The sequence below is a fragment of the Streptomyces lacaronensis genome (assembly GCF_047337785.1).
Taxonomy (GTDB): domain Bacteria; phylum Actinomycetota; class Actinomycetes; order Streptomycetales; family Streptomycetaceae; genus Streptomyces; species Streptomyces lycopersici.
The window spans coordinates 5,078,892-5,095,751 of the sequence record NZ_JBLHDK010000003.1; the positions used below are offsets into that span (position 1 = coordinate 5,078,892).

General features: G+C 71.9%; 12 protein-coding genes and 1 pseudogene. 4 read left to right on the forward strand and 9 right to left on the reverse strand.

What is annotated here, in order from left to right; all coding sequences use genetic code 11:
- Window positions 1–111: 111 nt before the first annotated feature.
- On the forward strand, window positions 112–1,533 hold the full coding sequence (locus ACMTAK_RS21610) for a glycosyltransferase 87 family protein (protein WP_413807745.1): 1,422 nt from the start codon (window positions 112–114) through the stop codon (window positions 1,531–1,533).
- On the opposite strand, the gene ACMTAK_RS21615 is transcribed toward ACMTAK_RS21610, so the two are convergent.
- A complete protein-coding gene (locus ACMTAK_RS21615; protein WP_413807746.1) occupies window positions 1,518–2,642 on the reverse strand; it encodes an ADP-ribosylglycohydrolase family protein in 1,125 nt (374 codons plus the stop codon). The two genes, ACMTAK_RS21610 and ACMTAK_RS21615, sit on opposite strands and share 16 nt — an antisense overlap.
- A 296-nt stretch (window positions 2,643–2,938) precedes the next feature.
- Between ACMTAK_RS21615 and ACMTAK_RS21620 the strand changes: the two are divergent.
- A pseudogene (locus tag ACMTAK_RS21620) lies at window positions 2,939–3,052 on the forward strand (RNA-guided endonuclease TnpB family protein); the annotation flags it as partial.
- Between the two features lie 36 nt (window positions 3,053–3,088).
- Here the strand turns inward: ACMTAK_RS21620 and ACMTAK_RS21625 are convergent.
- Entirely contained in the window at window positions 3,089–5,701 is a 2,613-nt protein-coding gene (locus ACMTAK_RS21625) for a bifunctional FO biosynthesis protein CofGH (RefSeq protein ID WP_413807747.1), read from the reverse strand.
- A gap of 324 nt (window positions 5,702–6,025) precedes the next feature.
- Here ACMTAK_RS21625 and ACMTAK_RS21630 point away from each other — a divergent pair, with 324 nt between their 5' ends.
- Window positions 6,026–7,546 (forward strand): CehA/McbA family metallohydrolase, encoded by a 1,521-nt coding sequence (locus tag ACMTAK_RS21630; protein ID WP_413807748.1) that lies wholly within the window; start codon window positions 6,026–6,028, stop codon window positions 7,544–7,546.
- A gap of 33 nt (window positions 7,547–7,579) precedes the next feature.
- Here ACMTAK_RS21630 and ACMTAK_RS21635 read toward each other — a convergent pair whose 3' ends face one another.
- The 6 genes from ACMTAK_RS21635 to ACMTAK_RS21660 all read right to left on the reverse strand — a co-directional run bounded on the left by ACMTAK_RS21635 (window position 7,580) and on the right by ACMTAK_RS21660 (window position 13,990).
- The gene (locus ACMTAK_RS21635) at window positions 7,580–8,239 is read right to left on the reverse strand and encodes an O-methyltransferase (RefSeq protein ID WP_413807749.1); all 660 of its coding nucleotides are present in this window, start codon (window positions 8,237–8,239) and stop codon (window positions 7,580–7,582) included.
- Between the two features lie 95 nt (window positions 8,240–8,334).
- Window positions 8,335–9,120, reverse strand: a complete 786-nt coding sequence (locus ACMTAK_RS21640) for an SDR family oxidoreductase (RefSeq protein ID WP_413807750.1) — start codon at window positions 9,118–9,120, stop codon at window positions 8,335–8,337.
- Window positions 9,121–9,124: 4 nt separating this feature from the next.
- Window positions 9,125–10,867 (reverse strand): N-acyl-D-amino-acid deacylase family protein, encoded by a 1,743-nt coding sequence (locus tag ACMTAK_RS21645; RefSeq protein ID WP_413807751.1) that lies wholly within the window; start codon window positions 10,865–10,867, stop codon window positions 9,125–9,127.
- Between the two features lie 113 nt (window positions 10,868–10,980).
- Complete coding sequence (locus ACMTAK_RS21650; RefSeq protein WP_262700411.1) at window positions 10,981–12,108, reverse strand: LLM class flavin-dependent oxidoreductase; 1,128 nt, start codon at window positions 12,106–12,108, stop codon at window positions 10,981–10,983.
- Window positions 12,109–12,224: 116 nt separating this feature from the next.
- Window positions 12,225–13,007 carry an SDR family NAD(P)-dependent oxidoreductase gene (locus tag ACMTAK_RS21655; RefSeq protein ID WP_413807752.1) on the reverse strand — a complete coding sequence of 261 codons (783 nt, stop codon included), beginning with the start codon at window positions 13,005–13,007 and terminating at the stop codon, window positions 12,225–12,227.
- A 14-nt stretch (window positions 13,008–13,021) separates the two neighbouring features.
- On the reverse strand, window positions 13,022–13,990 hold the full coding sequence (locus ACMTAK_RS21660) for an LLM class F420-dependent oxidoreductase (RefSeq protein WP_413807753.1): 969 nt from the start codon (window positions 13,988–13,990) through the stop codon (window positions 13,022–13,024).
- A gap of 249 nt (window positions 13,991–14,239) precedes the next feature.
- On the opposite strand from ACMTAK_RS21660, the gene ACMTAK_RS21665 reads away from it, so the two are divergent.
- A complete protein-coding gene (locus ACMTAK_RS21665; protein WP_413807754.1) occupies window positions 14,240–15,283 on the forward strand; it encodes an AraC family transcriptional regulator in 1,044 nt (347 codons plus the stop codon).
- A 240-nt stretch (window positions 15,284–15,523) separates the two neighbouring features.
- Here ACMTAK_RS21665 and ACMTAK_RS21670 read toward each other — a convergent pair whose 3' ends face one another.
- A complete protein-coding gene (locus tag ACMTAK_RS21670) occupies window positions 15,524–16,753 on the reverse strand; it encodes an amidohydrolase family protein (RefSeq protein ID WP_413807755.1) in 1,230 nt (409 codons plus the stop codon).
- Between the last annotated feature and the right edge of the window lie 107 nt (window positions 16,754–16,860).

A 16,860-nucleotide genomic window follows, 5' to 3' on the forward strand; every position in this document is an offset into this window, starting at 1 on the left:
CCGTCCGAGCCCACTTGTCACCGAACGCACCAACCGCACCGACCGCACCACCCGGACCCGACTCGCCCCGCCCCCGCCGAGCCGCCGTCCTCAAGGACCTCTGGAGCCCCCGTGACCGCCACCCAGACGATCACCGACTCCCGGATCCACCGGGCCCGCGCCCTCGTACTGCGCCGACCGCTCCTGTGCGCGGCGGTCTTCTGCCTGCTCTCCTTCACCGGGTTCTGGATCGCGCAGCGGGCCGCCCAGGTGTCGATGGTCGATCTGCTGGTCTATCGCGCCGAGGGATGGACCGTACGCGATGCGATGGATCTGTATGACATGCGGGCGACCGAGCACAATCTCCCCAATACCTATCCGCCGTTCGCGGCGCTGCTCTTCACCCCGCTGACCGTGATGAGCACGGGCGTCCTGCGGACCTTCGGGACGGCCGTCAACCTCGTCCTGATGGTCGCCGTGGCCCATCTGTCGCTGCGGCTGATAGGACTGCCCGCGCGGGTGCCGCGACCGGCCGCCGTCCTGGCCCTGGCCGCCGTCGGGGTGTGGTGCGAGCCGGTGTGGACGACCCTGCGCTACGGGCAGATCAATCTGCTGGTCACGGCGTTGGTGCTAGGGGATCTGACCCGCCGGGCGGGCCACCGCTGGGCGGGGGTCGGGACGGGCATCGCCACCGGGATCAAGCTCACCCCGGGGCTCTTCGTGGTCTTCCTGGGGCTGGCCGGGCTCTTCCTCGGCCTCCGGCGGCTGCGGGCGGCGCGGGCGGCCCGCAGCCGCGCCGGGCACGGAAGCGGCCCGCCACCACCGCGCTTCCTCAACGACCATCTGCGGCGCGCGGCCGTAGCGACCGCCGCCTTCGTCCTTACGGTCGCGTTCTCGGCCCTGGCGCTGCCGCACGACTCCCGGCGCTTCTGGACCGAGGTCGTCTTCGCGACCGACCGCCCCGGCGATGTCGAGGGCGCGGGCAACCAGAACCTCAAGGGCGCCCTCGCCCGTGTGCTGCACACCCCCGACCCGGGCATGTGGTGGCTCGCGGCGGCCGCGCTGGTCGGCTTGGTGGGCCTGGCCACGGCGGTGGCCGCCCAGCTGACCGACGACAGCCGCCTGCCGAACGCCCGCGCCTGGGCCGCCTTGACCTGCGCGGTGACCGCCCTCATGGTCAGCCCGGTCTCCTGGTCGCACCACTGGGTGTGGGCCGTCCCGATGGTCCTGCTGCTCGCGGTGGAGGCGGTGCGGCGGCGCACCGCGGCCTGGACGGCGTGCACGGTGGTGACCGGGCTGCTGTTCTGCTCCTTCATGGTCTGGTACGCGCCCCACAGCCGGCCGGCCCGGGTGGAGCTCCACCAGAACCCCGCCCAGATGCTGCTCACCGCCGTCTATCCGCTGATCGGCGTCGCCTTCCTGGGCGTGGCCGCGTATCTGACCGTGCGCGCCCTAAGGCGTCCATGGCGTCCCTGGGAGGGCATCGGGACCCTGGGGCGGCAGCGGACGGACGCGGCGCGGCGGCGGCCGGAGCGGACCTACGCGCGCGGGTAGCGGGTGAGCCAGGCCGGGGAGGAGCTGCCGGGGCCGTGCAGGGCCGGGCCCTGGGTCATCTCCATGGCGAAGTCGTCGGCCAGCTCCAGGATCGTGCCGCGCCCCTCGACCTCCGCCAGCCAGGCGGGCGGCAGCGCCGTCTCGCCGTGCAGCGCGCCCAGCAGATTGCCGCAGATGGCCGCCGTGGAGTCGCTGTCCCCGCCGTGGTTGACCGCGAGCAGCAGCCCATGGCGGACGTCCTCGGCGACCAGCGCGCAGTACAGGCCCATCGCCAGCGCCTCCTCACCGGTCCAGCCCTCGCCGAGCGACGCGACGCGGTCGGGGGTCGGCAGGCCCTGCCGTACGGCGCCGAGGGCGTGCCACAGCGCGTTCGTGGTCTCCTCGTGGCCGGGGCGGGTGGCCAGATGGGCGAGGGCGCGCTGGACGGCTCCGTCCAGCGCCTCGCCGCGCGCCAGGCCGTGCACGACGAGGGCGAAGGCACCGGCCGAGAGATAGCCGGTGGGGTGGCCGTGGGTCTGGGCCGCGCACTCGATGGCCAGCTGGAAGACCAGCTGCGGCTCCCAGCCCACCAGCAGTCCGAAGGGCGCGGAGCGCATCACGGCGCCGCATCCCTTGGAGTCGGGGTTCTTGGGCCGCTCCAGGGTGCCCATGGTCTCGTCGGCGAGCCCGGTGATACAGGCCCGGCCCGGGGACCGCTGGGCGTACAGCCACTCCTCGCGGGCCAGCCAGCCGGCGTCCTTACGGCGCTCATCGGGGCCCCAGTCGCGCTGGGTGGAGTACCAGCGGCGGTGGGCGGAGTGGATGTCGGTGGGCGGGTGCCAGGCCCCGGTGTCGCGGCGCACCTGTGCCCGTATCAGTCCATCCACGGTGAACAGCGTCATCTGGGTGTCGTCGGTGACCCGTCCGCGGCCGCCATAGGCGGGCAGGAAGTCCGTCACACCCTCGGGTCCGTGTGCCGCCCTGATCTCGTCCAGGGAGGCGAACTCCACGGCCGCCCCCAGCGCGTCCCCGATGGCGCCGCCGAGCAGACAGCCACGCACCCGGCTGCGGAAGTCCTGCTGTTCGGCGCGGCCCCATACGCCGGTCGCTGCGCTGGCGGTTGCGGTCACGACCCATGCCTCTTTTCTTCGCGTGCGTGAATGGCCCTGAACTGCCTTCGAACTGTAATGGACACCTAATGATCGCCTCTTGGCCGCCGCGGATTGTGAAGGCGTCATCACGGAGAAGACGACGGACGGTCGCATTCCGAGAATGCGAATTCCCTCACCGAATGTCGGCCGCGCGCCGAAAGCCCTTATCCGAGCGCCGTCCGGCCGTGCTCCGGACTCGCCCGGAGCTCGGCGAGCGGCGCGCGGAGGGCTGCGAACAGGGTGGGGTCGGCCCCGGGTATCCGGGCGAGTCCCGCACCACATGCGGAGCCGTCTCCCCCAGGGACGACAACTCCGCCCGCGTGATGCTTCACCGGGCAGGTCTGAACCCGGCCATGGGTGCCCCTTCCCCCCCGCTTCCCCTGGCGGCGTATCCGCGCGGGGCGCCCGCGAACCGTGCGCCGGGGTCAGTCCCCCAGCACCGGGAGCAGCTCCGGCAGATGGCCGTCCGAGGCGAGGGCGGCGGCCTGGCGGTCCTCGGGGACGGGGCCGTAGGTGGTGGTGCGGGCGCGGGCCGGGCGGCCGGCCAGCTCGGCGATGCCCACCAGGTCCTGGATGGAGCGGTACGAGCCGTAGGAGGAGCCCGCCATACGGGAGATGGTCTCCTCCATAAGGGTGCCGCCCAGGTCGTTGGCGCCGGAGCGGAGCATCTCGGCGGCGCCCTCCGTGCCCAGCTTCACCCAGCTGGTCTGGATGTTGGGGATGTGGGGGTGGAGCAGGATCCGCGCCATGGCCGTGACGGCGCGGTTGTCGCGGGTGGTTGGGCCGGGGCGGGCGATACCGGCGAGGTAGACGGGGGCGTTGGTGTGGATGAAGGGGAGGGTGACGAATTCGGTGAAGCCGCCCGTCTCCTGCTGGATCTCCGCGAGCAGCCGCAGATGGGCCAGCCAGTGGCGGGGCTGGTCCACATGGCCGTACATCATCGTGGACGAGGACCGGATGCCCAGCTCATGCGCCGTCTTGACGACCTCGACCCAGGTGGCCGTCGGCAGTTTGCCCTTGGTGAGGACCCAGCGCACCTCGTCGTCCAGGATCTCGGCGGCCGTGCCGGGGATGGTGTCCAGGCCCGCCTCGCGCGCCGCCGTCAGCCATTCGCGGATGGACATGCCCGTACGGGTCGCGCCGTTGACGACCTCCATCGGGGAGAAGGCATGGACATGCATGCCGGGCACGCGCTCCTTGACGGCGCGTGCGATGTCGAAGTACGCGGTGCCGGGCAGATCCGGGTGGATTCCGCCCTGCATGCAGACCTCCACCGCGCCCACGTCCCACGCCTGCTGGGCGCGGTCGGCGACCTGGTTCAGGGAGAGGGTGTAGGCGTCCGCGTCGGTGCGGCGCTGGGCGAAGGCGCAGAAGCGGCAGCCGGTGTAGCAGACATTGGTGAAGTTGATGTTCCTGGTGACGATGTAGGTGATGTCGTCGCCGACGGTCGCCCGGCGCAGATCGTCGGCGATGCGGCACAGGGCGTCCAGCGCCGGACCCTCGGCGTGGAGCAGGGCCAGCGCCTCGGGGTCGGTCAGCCGGGTCGGGTCGTCGGCCGCCTGGGCCAGCGCGGCCTTGACGTCGGTGTCGACGCGGGACGGTGCCATACCGGGGGCTGCGGCCTCGCGCAGCGCCTCCCAGTCGCCGTAGACCTCGTCGAAGTCCTCACGGCGGTCACCGGTGCGGCCCTCGGTGTCGATGGAGCGGTGCAGATCGGTGCGGCCGGAGGCGCTGAACGCCTCGTCAGGCTCCTGCCAGGGCAGCCCGGTGGGGATCGCGTCCTCGCGGGCCAGGCCGGTCCCGGGGTCGGCGAGGGCGGTCACATGCGGCAGCAGCCGGGGGTCCAGCCAGGGCTCGCCTCGCTGGACGTACTCGGGGTAGACCGCGAGCCGTTCGCGCAGCCGGAAACCGGCGGCCGCGGAGCGCTCGGCCAGCTCGTCCACCTGGGGCCAGGGGCGCTCGGGGTTGACGTGGTCAGGGGTGAGCGGGGAAACGCCGCCCCAGTCGTCGATACCGGCCCCGATGAGCTGCTCGTACTCCGCGTCCACCAGGTTGGGCGGCGCCTGGATGCAGGCGGACGGGCCCAGGATGTGGCGGGCGACGGCGACGGTGGCCACCAGGTCGTCCAGCTCCGCGTCCGGCATCCCGCGCATGGCGGTGTCCGGCTTGGCGCGGAAGTTCTGGACGATGACTTCCTGGATGCCGTGGTACGAACGGGAGACGCGGCGCAGCGCGAACAGCGACTCGGCCCGCTCCTCATGGTTCTCGCCGATCCCGATCAGCAGCCCGCTGGTGAACGGGACGGAGCTGCGCCCGGCGTCCTCCAGCACCCGCAGCCGCACCGCGGGCTCCTTGTCGGGCGAGCCGTAGTGGGGGCCGCCGGGCTCGCTCCACAGCCGCTCGGCGGTGGTCTCCAGCATCATGCCCATGGAGGGGGCGACCGGCTTGAGCCGCTGGAAGTCGGTCCAGGTCAGCGCGCCGGGGTTGAGGTGGGGCAGCAGGCCCGTCTCCTCCAGGATGCGGATGGCCATGGCCCGTACGTACGCGATGGTGTCGTCGTACCCCTCGGCCTCCAGCCATTCGCGCGCCTCGGGCCAGCGGTCCTCGGGACGGTCGCCGAGGGTGATCAGCGCTTCCTTGCAGCCCATTTCGGCGCCCCGGCGGGCGATGTCCAGAACCTCGTCGGGCGACATGAACATCCCATGGCCCGCGCGGCGCAGCTTGCCGGGGACGGTCGCGAAGGTGCAGTAGTGACACTTGTCCCGGCACAGCCGGGTGAGCGGGACGAAGACGCTGCGCGAGTAGGTGATGACCTCGGGGCGGCCGGCCGCCTCCAGGCCCGCGTCGCGGACCCGGGCGGCGGAGGCCATCAGCTCCCGCAGGTCGTCACCGCGCGCCTGGAGCAGCACCGCCGCCTCGGCGGTGTCCAGCGCCACGCCGTCGCGGGCGCGCTTGAGCGCACGGCGCATCGCGTTGGCTGTGGGGGCGGCGGAGCCAGTCGGGGCATCCGGTTCGTTTCCCTGCGCGCTCGTGGTCATCCTCCGAGCATACGAGCGGTGTGGGACACCGCCAGACGGCCCGGGCCTGCGGTTTTGTGGGTCTGATCACGGCGGCCGCGGGCGGTGGACGGGAATACGGCGCGGTGGAACGTGCGGGCTACACGCAGTGGGCGCCGACGGCCGTCGCCCGGACCGGACTTGGCGGCGGCGCGGATCGCCGGGCGGGAGTGGCGGGGCCGGGGCGGGGTCGTCCGTTCCCTCTCCGCCATGGAGTTATCCACAGGGCTTTCCGCGCGTGTCACCCACGCGTACAACGGTGTCACGCGGGTGTCGGACGGCACTCTCGACTCTGGGGGGCACCTCATGCAGCGACGCGATGTACTCAGGCTCTCCGCGCTTGCGGGCGCGGCGGGTGTGCTGACACTCGATCCCATGACCTTCACCCAGGCCGACGCGGCGGACACGGCCGACGGTCCTGAGCAGACCAGGACCCTCAGCGGCCATCTGTCCACCGGCGCGGCCGACTTCGTCTACGTACCGGTCGAGGTGGAGCGCGGAGTGCGCGAGATCGCCGTGTCGTACGCGTACGACAAGCCGACCGTCCCGGCCGGCACGCAGGGCAACGCCTGCGACATCGGCATCTTCGACGAGCGCGGTACGGAGCTGGGCGGCCGAGGCTTCCGCGGCTGGTCCGGCGGGGCCCGTACGGAGTTCGCCATCAGCGCCGAGGAGGCCACCCCCGGCTATCTGGCGGGTCCGGTCAAGGCGGGCACCTGGCATATCGTGCTGGGGCCGTACACGGTCGCCCCGCAGGGCCTGGACTACAAGGTCACCGTCACACTGCGGTACGGCGCGCCCGGCACCACGCCGAAACCGGTCTACCCGCCGCAGCGCGCGAAGGGCCGGGGCCGCGCCTGGTACCGGGGCGACTCGCATCTGCACACCGTGCACTCCGACGGCAAGCGCACCCCGGCCGAGCTGGTCGCCGCCGCCCGTGCCGCGGGGCTGGACTTCATCACCACCACCGAGCACAACACCACCTCGGCGCATGCCGCGTTCGAGGGTCTGTGGGGCGATGACCTGCTGATCCTCACCGGCGAGGAGATCACCACGCGCAATGGCCACGTGGTCGCCCTCGGCACCGACCCCGGCGTCTTCATCGACTGGCGCTACCGCGCCCGGGACAACCGCTTCGGCCAGTTCGCCCGCAAGGTCCGGCAGGCCGGCGGCCTGGTGATCCCGGCCCATCCGCACGGCACCTGTGTCGGCTGCAACTGGAAGTTCGGCTTCAACGAGGCCGACGCGGTCGAGGTGTGGAACGCGGACTTCACCCCCGACGACGAGATCACGATCTCCGAGTGGGACAACACGCTGGTGGCCGCCTCCCGTGGCGACGGCCGCTGGCTGCCCGCCGTCGGCCACAGCGACGCCCACCGCGAGCCCCAGGTCGTCGGCCTGCCCCAGACAGTGGTGCTCGCCGACGACCTCTCCCGCACCGCCATCCAGGAGAGCATCCGGGCCGGCCGCAGCTGGATCGCGGAGTCTTCCAAGATCGACCTCACCTTCGAGGCGGTCGGCGGACGCGGCAAGCACGCCGGAATCGGCGAGCGTCTGAAGGTCGGCGGCGCGGAGGAGGTCACGGTCCGCCTGAAGGTCTCCGGCGCGGGCCCGGACTGCTCGGTGCGGTTCATCACCGACCAGGGCCAGCTCTACGGAACGCCGGTCCCCGCCTCCGGCGAGCTCACCGCCGAATGGCGTACGACGGCGTCCTACGCGGCGTATGTCCGCGCCGAGATCCGCCATGCCCCGGCGGACGGCGGGGCATCGGGCATACCGGGCCCGATGGCGGCGATGACGAACCCGATCTGGCTGGGCGAGCGCTGACGGCTTCCTGACCGCGCGGCGCGGCGGGCGGTGTCAGAGGCGGCAGCTGATCTCCATGCCGTCCTCGATGGGGAAGCTGACGTTCTGGTAGCCGTTCGCCGGGTCGCGTACGTAGTCGAGGTACGGCCGCATGGGGCCCTCGAACTGGTCGATGTCGTCGGCCACGACGAGGGCGCCGGGCCGCAGGCTCGGTTCGAGCATCCGCAGCACGGGCAGGCACAGGTCCTTCCAGCCGTCGAGCAGGACCAGTTCCAGGGGACCCTCGAGGTCGGCGAGGGTCTCCCGGGCGTCCCCCTCCAGCACGGTGATCAGGTCGTCAAGACCGGTCTCGGTGAAGGTGCGGCGGGCCGCGGCGATCTTCTCCTTGCTCATTTCCGTGGTGACGACCCGTCCGGTGCCGTTGTCCCGCACGGCGGCGGCCAGATGGAGCGTGGAGATCCCGTAGGACATGCCGAACTCGACCACCGTGGCCGGGCGGATGGCGCGCACCAGGTTGTAGAGCAGCTTCCCGCCATCGGCGGAGATCGGCATATAGATCCCGGCCGCAGCGTCGGCGAGTTCCTGCGGAGCCATCGTTTCCAGCGCGCCGGGCGGCAGCTGCGCCTGGGCGGTCTCATCCTGCTCGGCCAGCGTGAACATGCGGCTGATGGCGTTCTCGACCCGGGGGTCGGCAAGGGTGTGAGTGAGTGTCATGGCGGCTAGCGTAGACGCTACGTTGCGTCTCGTCTAGCGAATACAGGGCTGCCCCTGGTCGGGGGACGTCGAGGAACAGGGGGCCATGTGTCCGGTCAGTCGATGCGGCGTGCCGCGCGGACGCGGCGGCCGCCGTCGACCACCAGGTCCGTGCCGGTGATCCAGGACGCCTCGTCCGAGACCAGCCAGCGGACCGCGCGCGCCACGTCCTCCGGTTCGCCGATACGGGCCAGCGGGAGCGTCGCGGCGATCTCCTGTTCGCCGGGCTCCCAGACGAAGCGGGCCATCTCGGTGCGGACCAGGCCCGGGGAGACGGCGTTGACGCGGACGGCGGGGGCCAGTTCTCCGGCGAGCTGGCGGGTGAGGCGGAGGAGGGCCGTCTTGGTGGTGCCGTAGGCGCCGACGTCCGGGCCGACGCCGTGGGTGCCCTCGGTGCAGATGTTGACGACCGCCCCGCCGTGGTCGCGCATCCAGGCCCGCCAGGCCGCCTGGGCCAGCCGCAGCGGGGCCTCCACGTTGACCGTGAAGGCCGTGCGCCAGGCGAGCGGGTCCACGGCCATCAGCGGGCCGAACGGGGCGTTGGTCGCGGCGTTGTTGACCAGGATGTCGAGGCGGCCGAACTCGGCCAGGGTGCGGGCCACCGCCGCCGACAGATGGGCCGGGTCGGCCACGTCCCCCGGGCAGCCGATGGCGCGCGGGCCGAGGCGGCGTACGGCGTCGGCCAGCCCCCTCGGGTCCCGCGCCGTGACGCACACCGCCGCGCCGTCCGCCGTCAGCGCCTCCGCGACGGCCAGCCCGATGCCCCGTGAACCCCCCGTGACCAGGGCGGCCCGGCCCGTGAGGGAGCCGCCTCCACCAGGCCCGGCCGCCGTGCGGGTCACCGCCTCAACCCCTCGTGCTCACCGTCTCCGTGTCGCGGCCCGACCGGAGCACCTTCCCCGGCACCGCGCCGGTGATCTCGTCGTCCCGGATGGTCTCCGCGCCGCCCACCCGGACGCTCACGATCCCCGTCGCGCGCGAGTCCAGCCGGGGGCTCTCGCCCGGCAGGTCGTGGACCAGCCGCGCCTGGCCCGCGTCGATCCGGTCGGGGTCGAAGAGGACCAGGTCGGCGTGGTAGCCCTCGGCGATCCGGCCGCGTTCGCGCAGCCCGAGCAGCCGCGCCGGATCGTCCGTCAGCATCCGTACCGCCCGCTCCAGGCCGACCAGCTTCCGTCCGCGCAGACAGTCGCCGATGAACCGGGTGGTATACGGGGCGCCGCACATCCGGTCCAGATGGGCCCCGGCGTCGGAGCCGCCGAGCATGACGTCCTCGTGCTCCCAGGTCTCCCGTCGCAGGCGCCAGCTGGCCGGGTCGTTGTCGGTCGGCATCGGCCACAGCACCGTACGCATCTCGTCCGCCGCGCAGATCTCCACCAGGCAGTGGAACGCCTCCTGTCCGCGCTCGGCGGCGATGTCGCGGACGACGCGCCCGGTCAGCCCGGCGTTGGCCTCGCTGTAGGTGTCGCCGATGACGTAACGGCCGAAGTGGGTGAGCCGCCGGAAGACCCCGGCCTCGGGGCTGCTCGCGCGGCGCAGCATCTCCTCCCGTACGGCCGGGTCGCGGAGGGCCGCGATCCGTTCCGGGACGGGCAGCCCCAGGATGTCGCCCCAGCCCGGGATGAGGTTGAGCGCGCAGAAGGTGCCGAGCGACATGTTCATGGGGGTGAGGATCGGCATCGTGAGGGCGACGATCCTGCCGCCCGCCTTACGGGCGCGTTCGCTGGCCTGGAGCTGGCGCGGCACCCGCTCCGGGACGGCCGCGTCGATGGTCAGCACGTTCCAGTTGAGCGGGCGGCCGGCGGCCGCGCTCATGTCCACCAGCAGCTCGATCTCCTCGTCGGCGAACTGGTCGAGACAACCCGCCACGATCGCCTCGATCTGCGTCCCCTCGTGGTCGCCGACGGCACGGGAGAGCGCCAGGAGCTCCCCGGGCCGGGCATGGCGGGAGGCGACCGGCCGGCCGTCCCCGTCCGAGTGGGTGGAGGACTGGGTGGTGGACAGCCCCCACGCCCCCGCGTCCATCGCCTCGTGGAAGAGCCGCAGCATCTCCTCCAGCTGCGCGGGGCTGGGCTGTCCGCCGATCGCGTCCTCGCCCATCACATGGCGGCGCAGTGCGCAGTGCCCCACCATGAAGCCCGCGTTGACGGCGATCCGGCCCTCCAGCGCGTCCAGGTACTCGCCGAAGCTGTGCCAGTTCCAGGGCGCCCCCCGCTCCAGCGCCACCAGCGACATGCCCTCGACCCGGCTCATCATCCGCCGGGTGTAGTCGGCGTCGCCGGGCCGGTCGGGGTTGAGCGGGGCGAGGGTGAAACCGCAGTTGCCGCCGGCCACGGTGGTCACGCCGTGGTTCATGGACGGGGTGGCGTACGGATCCCAGAACAGCTGGGCGTCGTAGTGGGTGTGCGGGTCGACGAATCCGGGCGCGAGGACGAGCCCGGTGGCGTCCTCGGTGGACCGGGCCGGTTCGGTGACGGCCCCGGGCTCGGCGATGGCCACGATCCGGCCGTCCCGGATGCCGACGTCGGCGACGTATGAGGGCGCGCCGGTGCCGTCCGCCACGGTGGCGCCCTTGATCAGGTGGTCGAGCACGGGTTCAGGTCCCTTCTCGCGGCTGCGGCTGGTGTCTGTGGCCTGTGACCGGTGGCCTGTGACCGGTGGCCTGTGGCCTGTGGCCTGTGGCCACTGCGTGACGGCCTGTGCGGCTACTGGGTGACGGCTTGGCGGAAGCGGGTCGTGCGGTGCACCGGATCGGTGTCGATCTTCGGGATGACGTGCTCGCCGATGAGCTTGATCGTGTTCATCGTGTCCTCGTAGCCGATCCCGATCGGCAGCCCGAACGACAGCTGGTCGGCCCCGGCCTGCTCCCACCGCTTGCACTGGCGGAAGACCTCGTCCGGGTCGCCGCAGATCATCAGCTCCTCGGCGATGAGGAGTTCGATGATCTCCTCGGTGTACTCCGGCAGCAGTTCGGGCCACTGCGGGATGCCTTCCGGGCGGGGGAAGGTGTCGTGGTAGCGGAAGAGCAGCGACTGCAGGTAGTTGAGCCCGCCGCCGAGCGCGACCTCGACGGCCTTGGCGTGGGTCTCGGCGCAGATCGCGGTCGAGGTGACCATCACGTTGTCGTTGACGAAGCCGCCGACCGGCTCGGCCTCCTTGATCGCGTTCTTGTAGGAGTCGAGGACCCACTCCATGTCGGAGACCTTCTGGATGGAGAAGCCGAGCACGCCGAGGCCCTTCTTGCCCGCCATCGCGTACGAGGGCGGCGATCCAGCCGCGTACCACATCGCCGGGTGGGCGGCCCCGTACGGCTTGGGCAGCACCTTGCGCGGCGGCAGCGACCAGTGCTTGCCGGTGAAGCCCTGGTACTCGTCCTGCAGCCACATCTTGGGGAACTCGGCGATCGTCTCTTCCCAGATCTCCTTGGTGGCGTTCATATCGGTCACGCCCGGCAGGAAGCCGAGGATCTCGTGGCTGCCCGCGCCCCGGCCCGAGCCGAACTCGAACCGGCCGCCGGAGAGATGGTCGAGCATCGCGACCTTCTCGGCCACCTTCACCGGGTGGTTGACCTGCGGCAAGGGATTGAAGATGCCGGAGCCGAGGTGGATGCGCTCGGTGGCGTGGGCGAGATAGCCGAGGAAGACGTCGTTCGCGGAGAGGTGGGAGTACTCGTCCAGGAAGTGATGCTCGGAGGCCCATACGTACTTGAAGCCCGACCGGTCGGCCTGGATGACGTACTCGGTCTCCTCGACGAGCGCGTGATGCTCGGCCTCGGGGTCGGTTCGGCGTCGGCTCTCGGGGACGTAGCCCTGCACGAAGAGTCCGAATTCCATGGAGGTTCACCGCCTCAGACGAACGTCGATCTGACGGATCGTCAGATTTTGATTGACTCTGGCACCGCGGGCACGGACCGTCAAGGGCCGGAGCCGGGCCGGCCCAGCGGCCGGGACTAGAAGACCGAGACGCCGGTCAGCCAGCCGCCGTCCACGACGAACGGCTGGCCGGTGACGTACGAGGAGTCCTCCGAGGACAGGAAGAGCGCGAGCCGCGCCACCTCTTCCGGGCGACCGATCCGGCCCAGCGGGACCAGCTTTCGGTAGAGCTCGTCGACCGCCGCCGTCGCCTCCGCGGTGTCGGCTTCCGGGTCGAGCTGGGCCGGGTTGGTCATGGGGGTGTCGACCGCGCCCGGGCACATCGCGTTGACGCGGATGCCCTTGTCCGCGAGCTCCATGGCGGCCACCCGCGTCATCCCCACCACCGCCGCCTTGGTCGCGGCGTACGCGGTGAGCAGGGGCATACCGGACAGGGCGACGTACGAGGCGGTGTTCACGATCGTTCCGCCGCCCGCCGCCGCCAGCTCCGGCGCGACCGTCCGCATCCCCAGGAACGTGCCGACCTGATTGACCTGGACCACCTCCAGGTACTCGGCCAGCGGGGTGCCCACCAGCTCGTTGAAGCGGAGGATCCCGGCGTTGTTGACCAGGCCGTCCACCGAGCCGAAGGCGTCCTTCGCGGCGGCGATGGCGGCGGTCCAGTCGTCCTCGCGGCCCACGTCCAGATGGACGAAGCGGGCGCACTCCCCCAGCTCCTTGGCCAGCGCCTCGCCCGGCTCGTCCAGTACGTCGCCCAGGACCACGCGCGCGCCCTCGGCCGCGAACAGCCGCGCCTCCTGCTCACCCTGTCCGCGCGCCGCCCCGGTGATGATGACGACCCGCCCGTCCAGCTTGCCCATTCCGATCTCCCTAGTCATCCCTGGTCATCGAGGTGCGGAGCGACATCGGCGGCGAAGGCCGCCATCTGGTCGGTCAGTTCGGTGTGGTCCCGGCAGCGGAACCGCACCTGGATCTGGTCCACCCCCATCGCGGCGTACGCGCGCAGGCTCTCGGCCAGCCGTTCCGGCGCGCCGGTCAGGGTCCGGCGCCCCACGTCCCAGCCGGGCGCGCCCACGTACAGCGGCTCGGTGATCGCGCCGATCTCGGCGGGCTCCTCACAGCCGCGATCGTGTTGGGACGCTTCCTTCCGCAGCTCGCGCAGCCGGGCGATCTGGCCGGGCAGCCGGTCCCGTGGGTCGCCCTGCGGCAGCCAGCCGTCGCCCCGGACCGCCGCCCGGCGCACCGCGGCGGGCGAGGAGCCGCCGACCCACAGCGGGGGCCGCGGCGTCTGGACGGGGCGCGGGGCCTGTCCGAGGCCGCTGAAGGCGAACCGCTCGCCGCGGAAGTCGGGGAACTCCTCCGGCCCCAGCGCCGCCTTCAGCGCGTCGACCGTCTCGTCCAGCAGCGCCCCGCGCCGGGCGAAGTCCACCCCCAGCGCCTCGAACTCCTCCCGGACGTGCCCGGCCCCGACCCCGAGGATCAGCCGGCCGCCGGAGAGGTGGTCGAGCGTGGCGTACTGCTTGGCGGTCAGCAGCGGATGGCGCAGCGCGGCGACCGCCACATGGCTGAGCAGCAACACCCGCTCGGTGGCCGCGGCGAGCCAGCCGAGGGTGGCCACCGGGTCGTACCAGACGGTGCCCATGGCCGCGGCCAGCCGCCGCGGGATCGCGACGTGGTCGCAGACGGCGAGGTACGCGAAGCCGAGCCGGTCGGCGGCGCGGGCGACCTCGAGCAGTTCGGCCGGGCCCGCCCCGGCCTCCCACGGCTCGGCATAGAGGGTGGACTGCGACTGGATCGGCAGCTGCATGCCGTAGCTCAACCGGCCCCGGGGCAGGACGCGCATGCCGGGCCTCCTTGTCGGTGGACCGTCATCGTCGTATCTGACGTCGGACATGGTCGTATCTGACGGTCCATCAGACAAGGGGTACGGCAGTCTCGTCCCGCCGCGCGACGCTTTGCTAGCGTACGGACGTTCGGACCTCGGGGCCCACGCCCGCCTCCCCGCCCAGGGGCCATCACGGGGCACAGGCGAGGAGGCACAACAAGAGGCATAACAAGGGGGCACGGCAAGGGGCACCCAGAGGGGCGCGTGATGATCGAGACGGTCTTCCGCTGCGAGGATCTGCCCAGAGCGGATCGGTTCGACTTCTGGCGCGAGCAGATGGCACAGCTCATGGCGCCGATGGAGATGACCAGCGACCACACCCGGGACTTCCGGGGAGAGGTGCGCATCCTCCAGTTCGGCGCCGCCTCCGTGTGGCCCACGAAATTCCGCGAGATGGACTTCCGGCGGACGCCCAAGCTCATCCGGCAGTCCGACCCCGAGCTGTACCACTTCTCGTTCATCCAGGAGGGAAACCTCCAGGTCTCCCAGTCCCGCCAGGAGGCCGCGCACAGCGCGGAGGGCCTCTATGTCGTCGACACCTCCCGGCCCTTCGACTGCCTGGCCTTCGGCGGACCTCCCGGAGGCGTGGGTCTGGAGATCCCCAAGGCCCTGATCCCGGTCGCCCACGACCGGATCGACCGGCTGCTCGCCCGGCCCATCCCGGCGCGCGAAGGGGTGGGCGCCCTGCTGACGGGGTTCCTCACCCGGCTCGCGGCGGACCGCTCCTTACGCCCCTCCGACGGACCGCGCCTGGGCACCGTGCTGATCGACCTGGCGGCGGCGCTGCTGGCCCAGGCGGTCGAGGCCGACGACGCGCTGCCGCCCGAGACCCACCGGCACACCCTCGCCCTGCGGGTACAGAGCTTCATCCTGCGGAACCTGTCCGACCCGGAGCTGTCACCGGCCACCATCGCCGCCGCGCACCACATCTCCGTCGGCTATCTGCACCGCCTCTTCCGGGCCCGCGACACCACGGTCTCCGCGTGGATCCGGCAACAGCGGCTGGACCGCGTCCGGCGCGACCTCACCGACCCCGGCCTGCTCACGGTCCGCATCCATGAACTCGCCGCCCGCTGGGGCTTCGCCCACCCCGCCGTCTTCAGCCGCGTCTTCCGCGCCGCGTACGGGATGCCGCCCAGCGACTACCGCCATCTGGCGCTTGTGTCCCGCGCGCCGGGCGCTACCCCGCGACGCCCGGTGCACAGGGACACCCGGCCCTCCGCGCCGCCCACGGCCCCTGTCACGTCGTAGGGGGTGGGTGACGGCGTGGGGAGGCGGGAGGGCCGATATGCCCCACAGCCTGCCGGAGGGTCCGGGGGTTGTCATTGACCGGCAGTGACCGCTTTCTTGCTCCTCCGTGACCAGCGCGGCCGCGGGACCGACGCTCCTCCGTGACCAGGACGACGGCGGGACCGACGCTCCCCCGTGACCAGGACGACGGCGGGACCGACGCTCCCCCGTGACCAGGACGACGGCGACGAAACCGACCCGCTACGCCCCCGGCGCCCCCGCCCAGAGCCCGTCCGCCGTGAGCCCCAGCAGCTCGATCGCGTTGCCGCGCACGATCCGCTCCACGACATCCGGCGCCAGATGCCCCATCTGCGCCTCGCCGACCTCCCGCGACTTGGGCCAGGTGGAGTCCGAGTGCGGATAGTCCGTCTCGTACAGCACATTGCCGACCCCGATGGCGTCGAGGTTGCGCAGCCCGAAGGCGTCGTCGAAGAAGCAGCCGTAGACATGCTCGGCGAACAGTTCGGACGGCGGGCGCAGCACCTTGTCGGCCACTCCGCCCCAGCCCCGGTTCTCCTCCCACACCACATCGGCGCGCTCGAGGATGTAGGGGATCCAGCCGATCTGGCCCTCCGCGTACATCACCTTCAGGTTCGGGAAGCGCTCGAACTTCCCGCTCATCAGCCAGTCGACCATCGAGAAGCAGCAGTTGGCGAAGGTGATCGTGGAGCCGACCGCGGGGGGCGCGTCCGCGGAGGTCGAGGGCATCCTCGAGGAGGAGCCGATGTGCATCGCGATGACCGTGCCGGTCTCGTCGCACGCGGCCAGGAGCGGGTCCCAGTCGTCGGTGTGGATCGAGGGCAGCCCCAGGTTCGGCGGGATCTCCGAGAAGCAGACGGCCCGCACCCCGCGCGCCGCGTTCCGCCGCACTTCGGCCGCGGCCAGCTCGGCGTCCCACAGCGGGATGATGATCAGCGGGATCAGCCTGCCCCGGGCCTCGGGCCCGCACCACTCCTCCACCATCCAGTCGTTGTACGCCCGGACCCCGAGCAGCCCCAGCTCGCGGTCGGCGGCCTCGGTGAAGGTCTGCCCGCAGAAGCGGGGGAAGGTCGGGAAGCAGAGCGCGGACTGGACGTGGTTGACGTCCATGTCCGCGAGCCGGTCCGGCACCGAGAAGGAGCCGGGCCGCATCTGCTCGTAGGTGATGGCCTCCAGCTTGACCTCGTCCCGGTCGTAGCCGACGGCGGTGTCCAGCCGGGTCAGCGGCCGGTGCAGCTCCTCGTACACCCACCAGTCCGCGAGCGGCCCGTCGTCCCCGGGCGCGCCCATCTTCGGGGCGAACTTGCCGCCGATGAAGGTCATCTCCTTCAGCGGCGCCCGGACGATGCGCGGCCCGCTGTCGCGGTACTTCGACGGGAGCCGGTCCCGCCAGACGTGAGGGGGCTCAACCGTGTGGTCGTCCACCGAGATTATCTTCGGGAAGCTCTCCATGACTGCACGGTAGCGCCGATCTGACGGATCGTCAGCTACGCGGGCGTCTCCCGCGATGTTCGATGGATGCCCCGGACACGTCGCACTCTTTACTGACGTACGAGCCG

What these genes read in the sequence shown, in the direction of transcription:
- ACMTAK_RS21665 (WP_413807754.1), top strand. Translation starts at nt 14,240, where the DNA reads ATGATCGAGACGGTCTTCCGCTGCGAGGATCTGCCCAGAGCGGATCGG.
- ACMTAK_RS21625 (WP_413807747.1), bottom strand. Translation starts at nt 5,701, where the DNA reads ATGACCACGAGCGCGCAGGGAAACGAACCGGATGCCCCGACTGGCTCC.
- ACMTAK_RS21655 (WP_413807752.1), bottom strand. Translation starts at nt 13,007, where the DNA reads ATGGGCAAGCTGGACGGGCGGGTCGTCATCATCACCGGGGCGGCGCGC.
- ACMTAK_RS21635 (WP_413807749.1), bottom strand. Translation starts at nt 8,239, where the DNA reads ATGACACTCACTCACACCCTTGCCGACCCCCGGGTCGAGAACGCCATC.
- ACMTAK_RS21660 (WP_413807753.1), bottom strand. Translation starts at nt 13,990, where the DNA reads ATGCGCGTCCTGCCCCGGGGCCGGTTGAGCTACGGCATGCAGCTGCCG.
- ACMTAK_RS21650 (WP_262700411.1), bottom strand. Translation starts at nt 12,108, where the DNA reads ATGGAATTCGGACTCTTCGTGCAGGGCTACGTCCCCGAGAGCCGACGC.
- ACMTAK_RS21630 (WP_413807748.1), top strand. Translation starts at nt 6,026, where the DNA reads ATGCAGCGACGCGATGTACTCAGGCTCTCCGCGCTTGCGGGCGCGGCG.
- ACMTAK_RS21670 (WP_413807755.1), bottom strand. Translation starts at nt 16,753, where the DNA reads ATGGAGAGCTTCCCGAAGATAATCTCGGTGGACGACCACACGGTTGAG.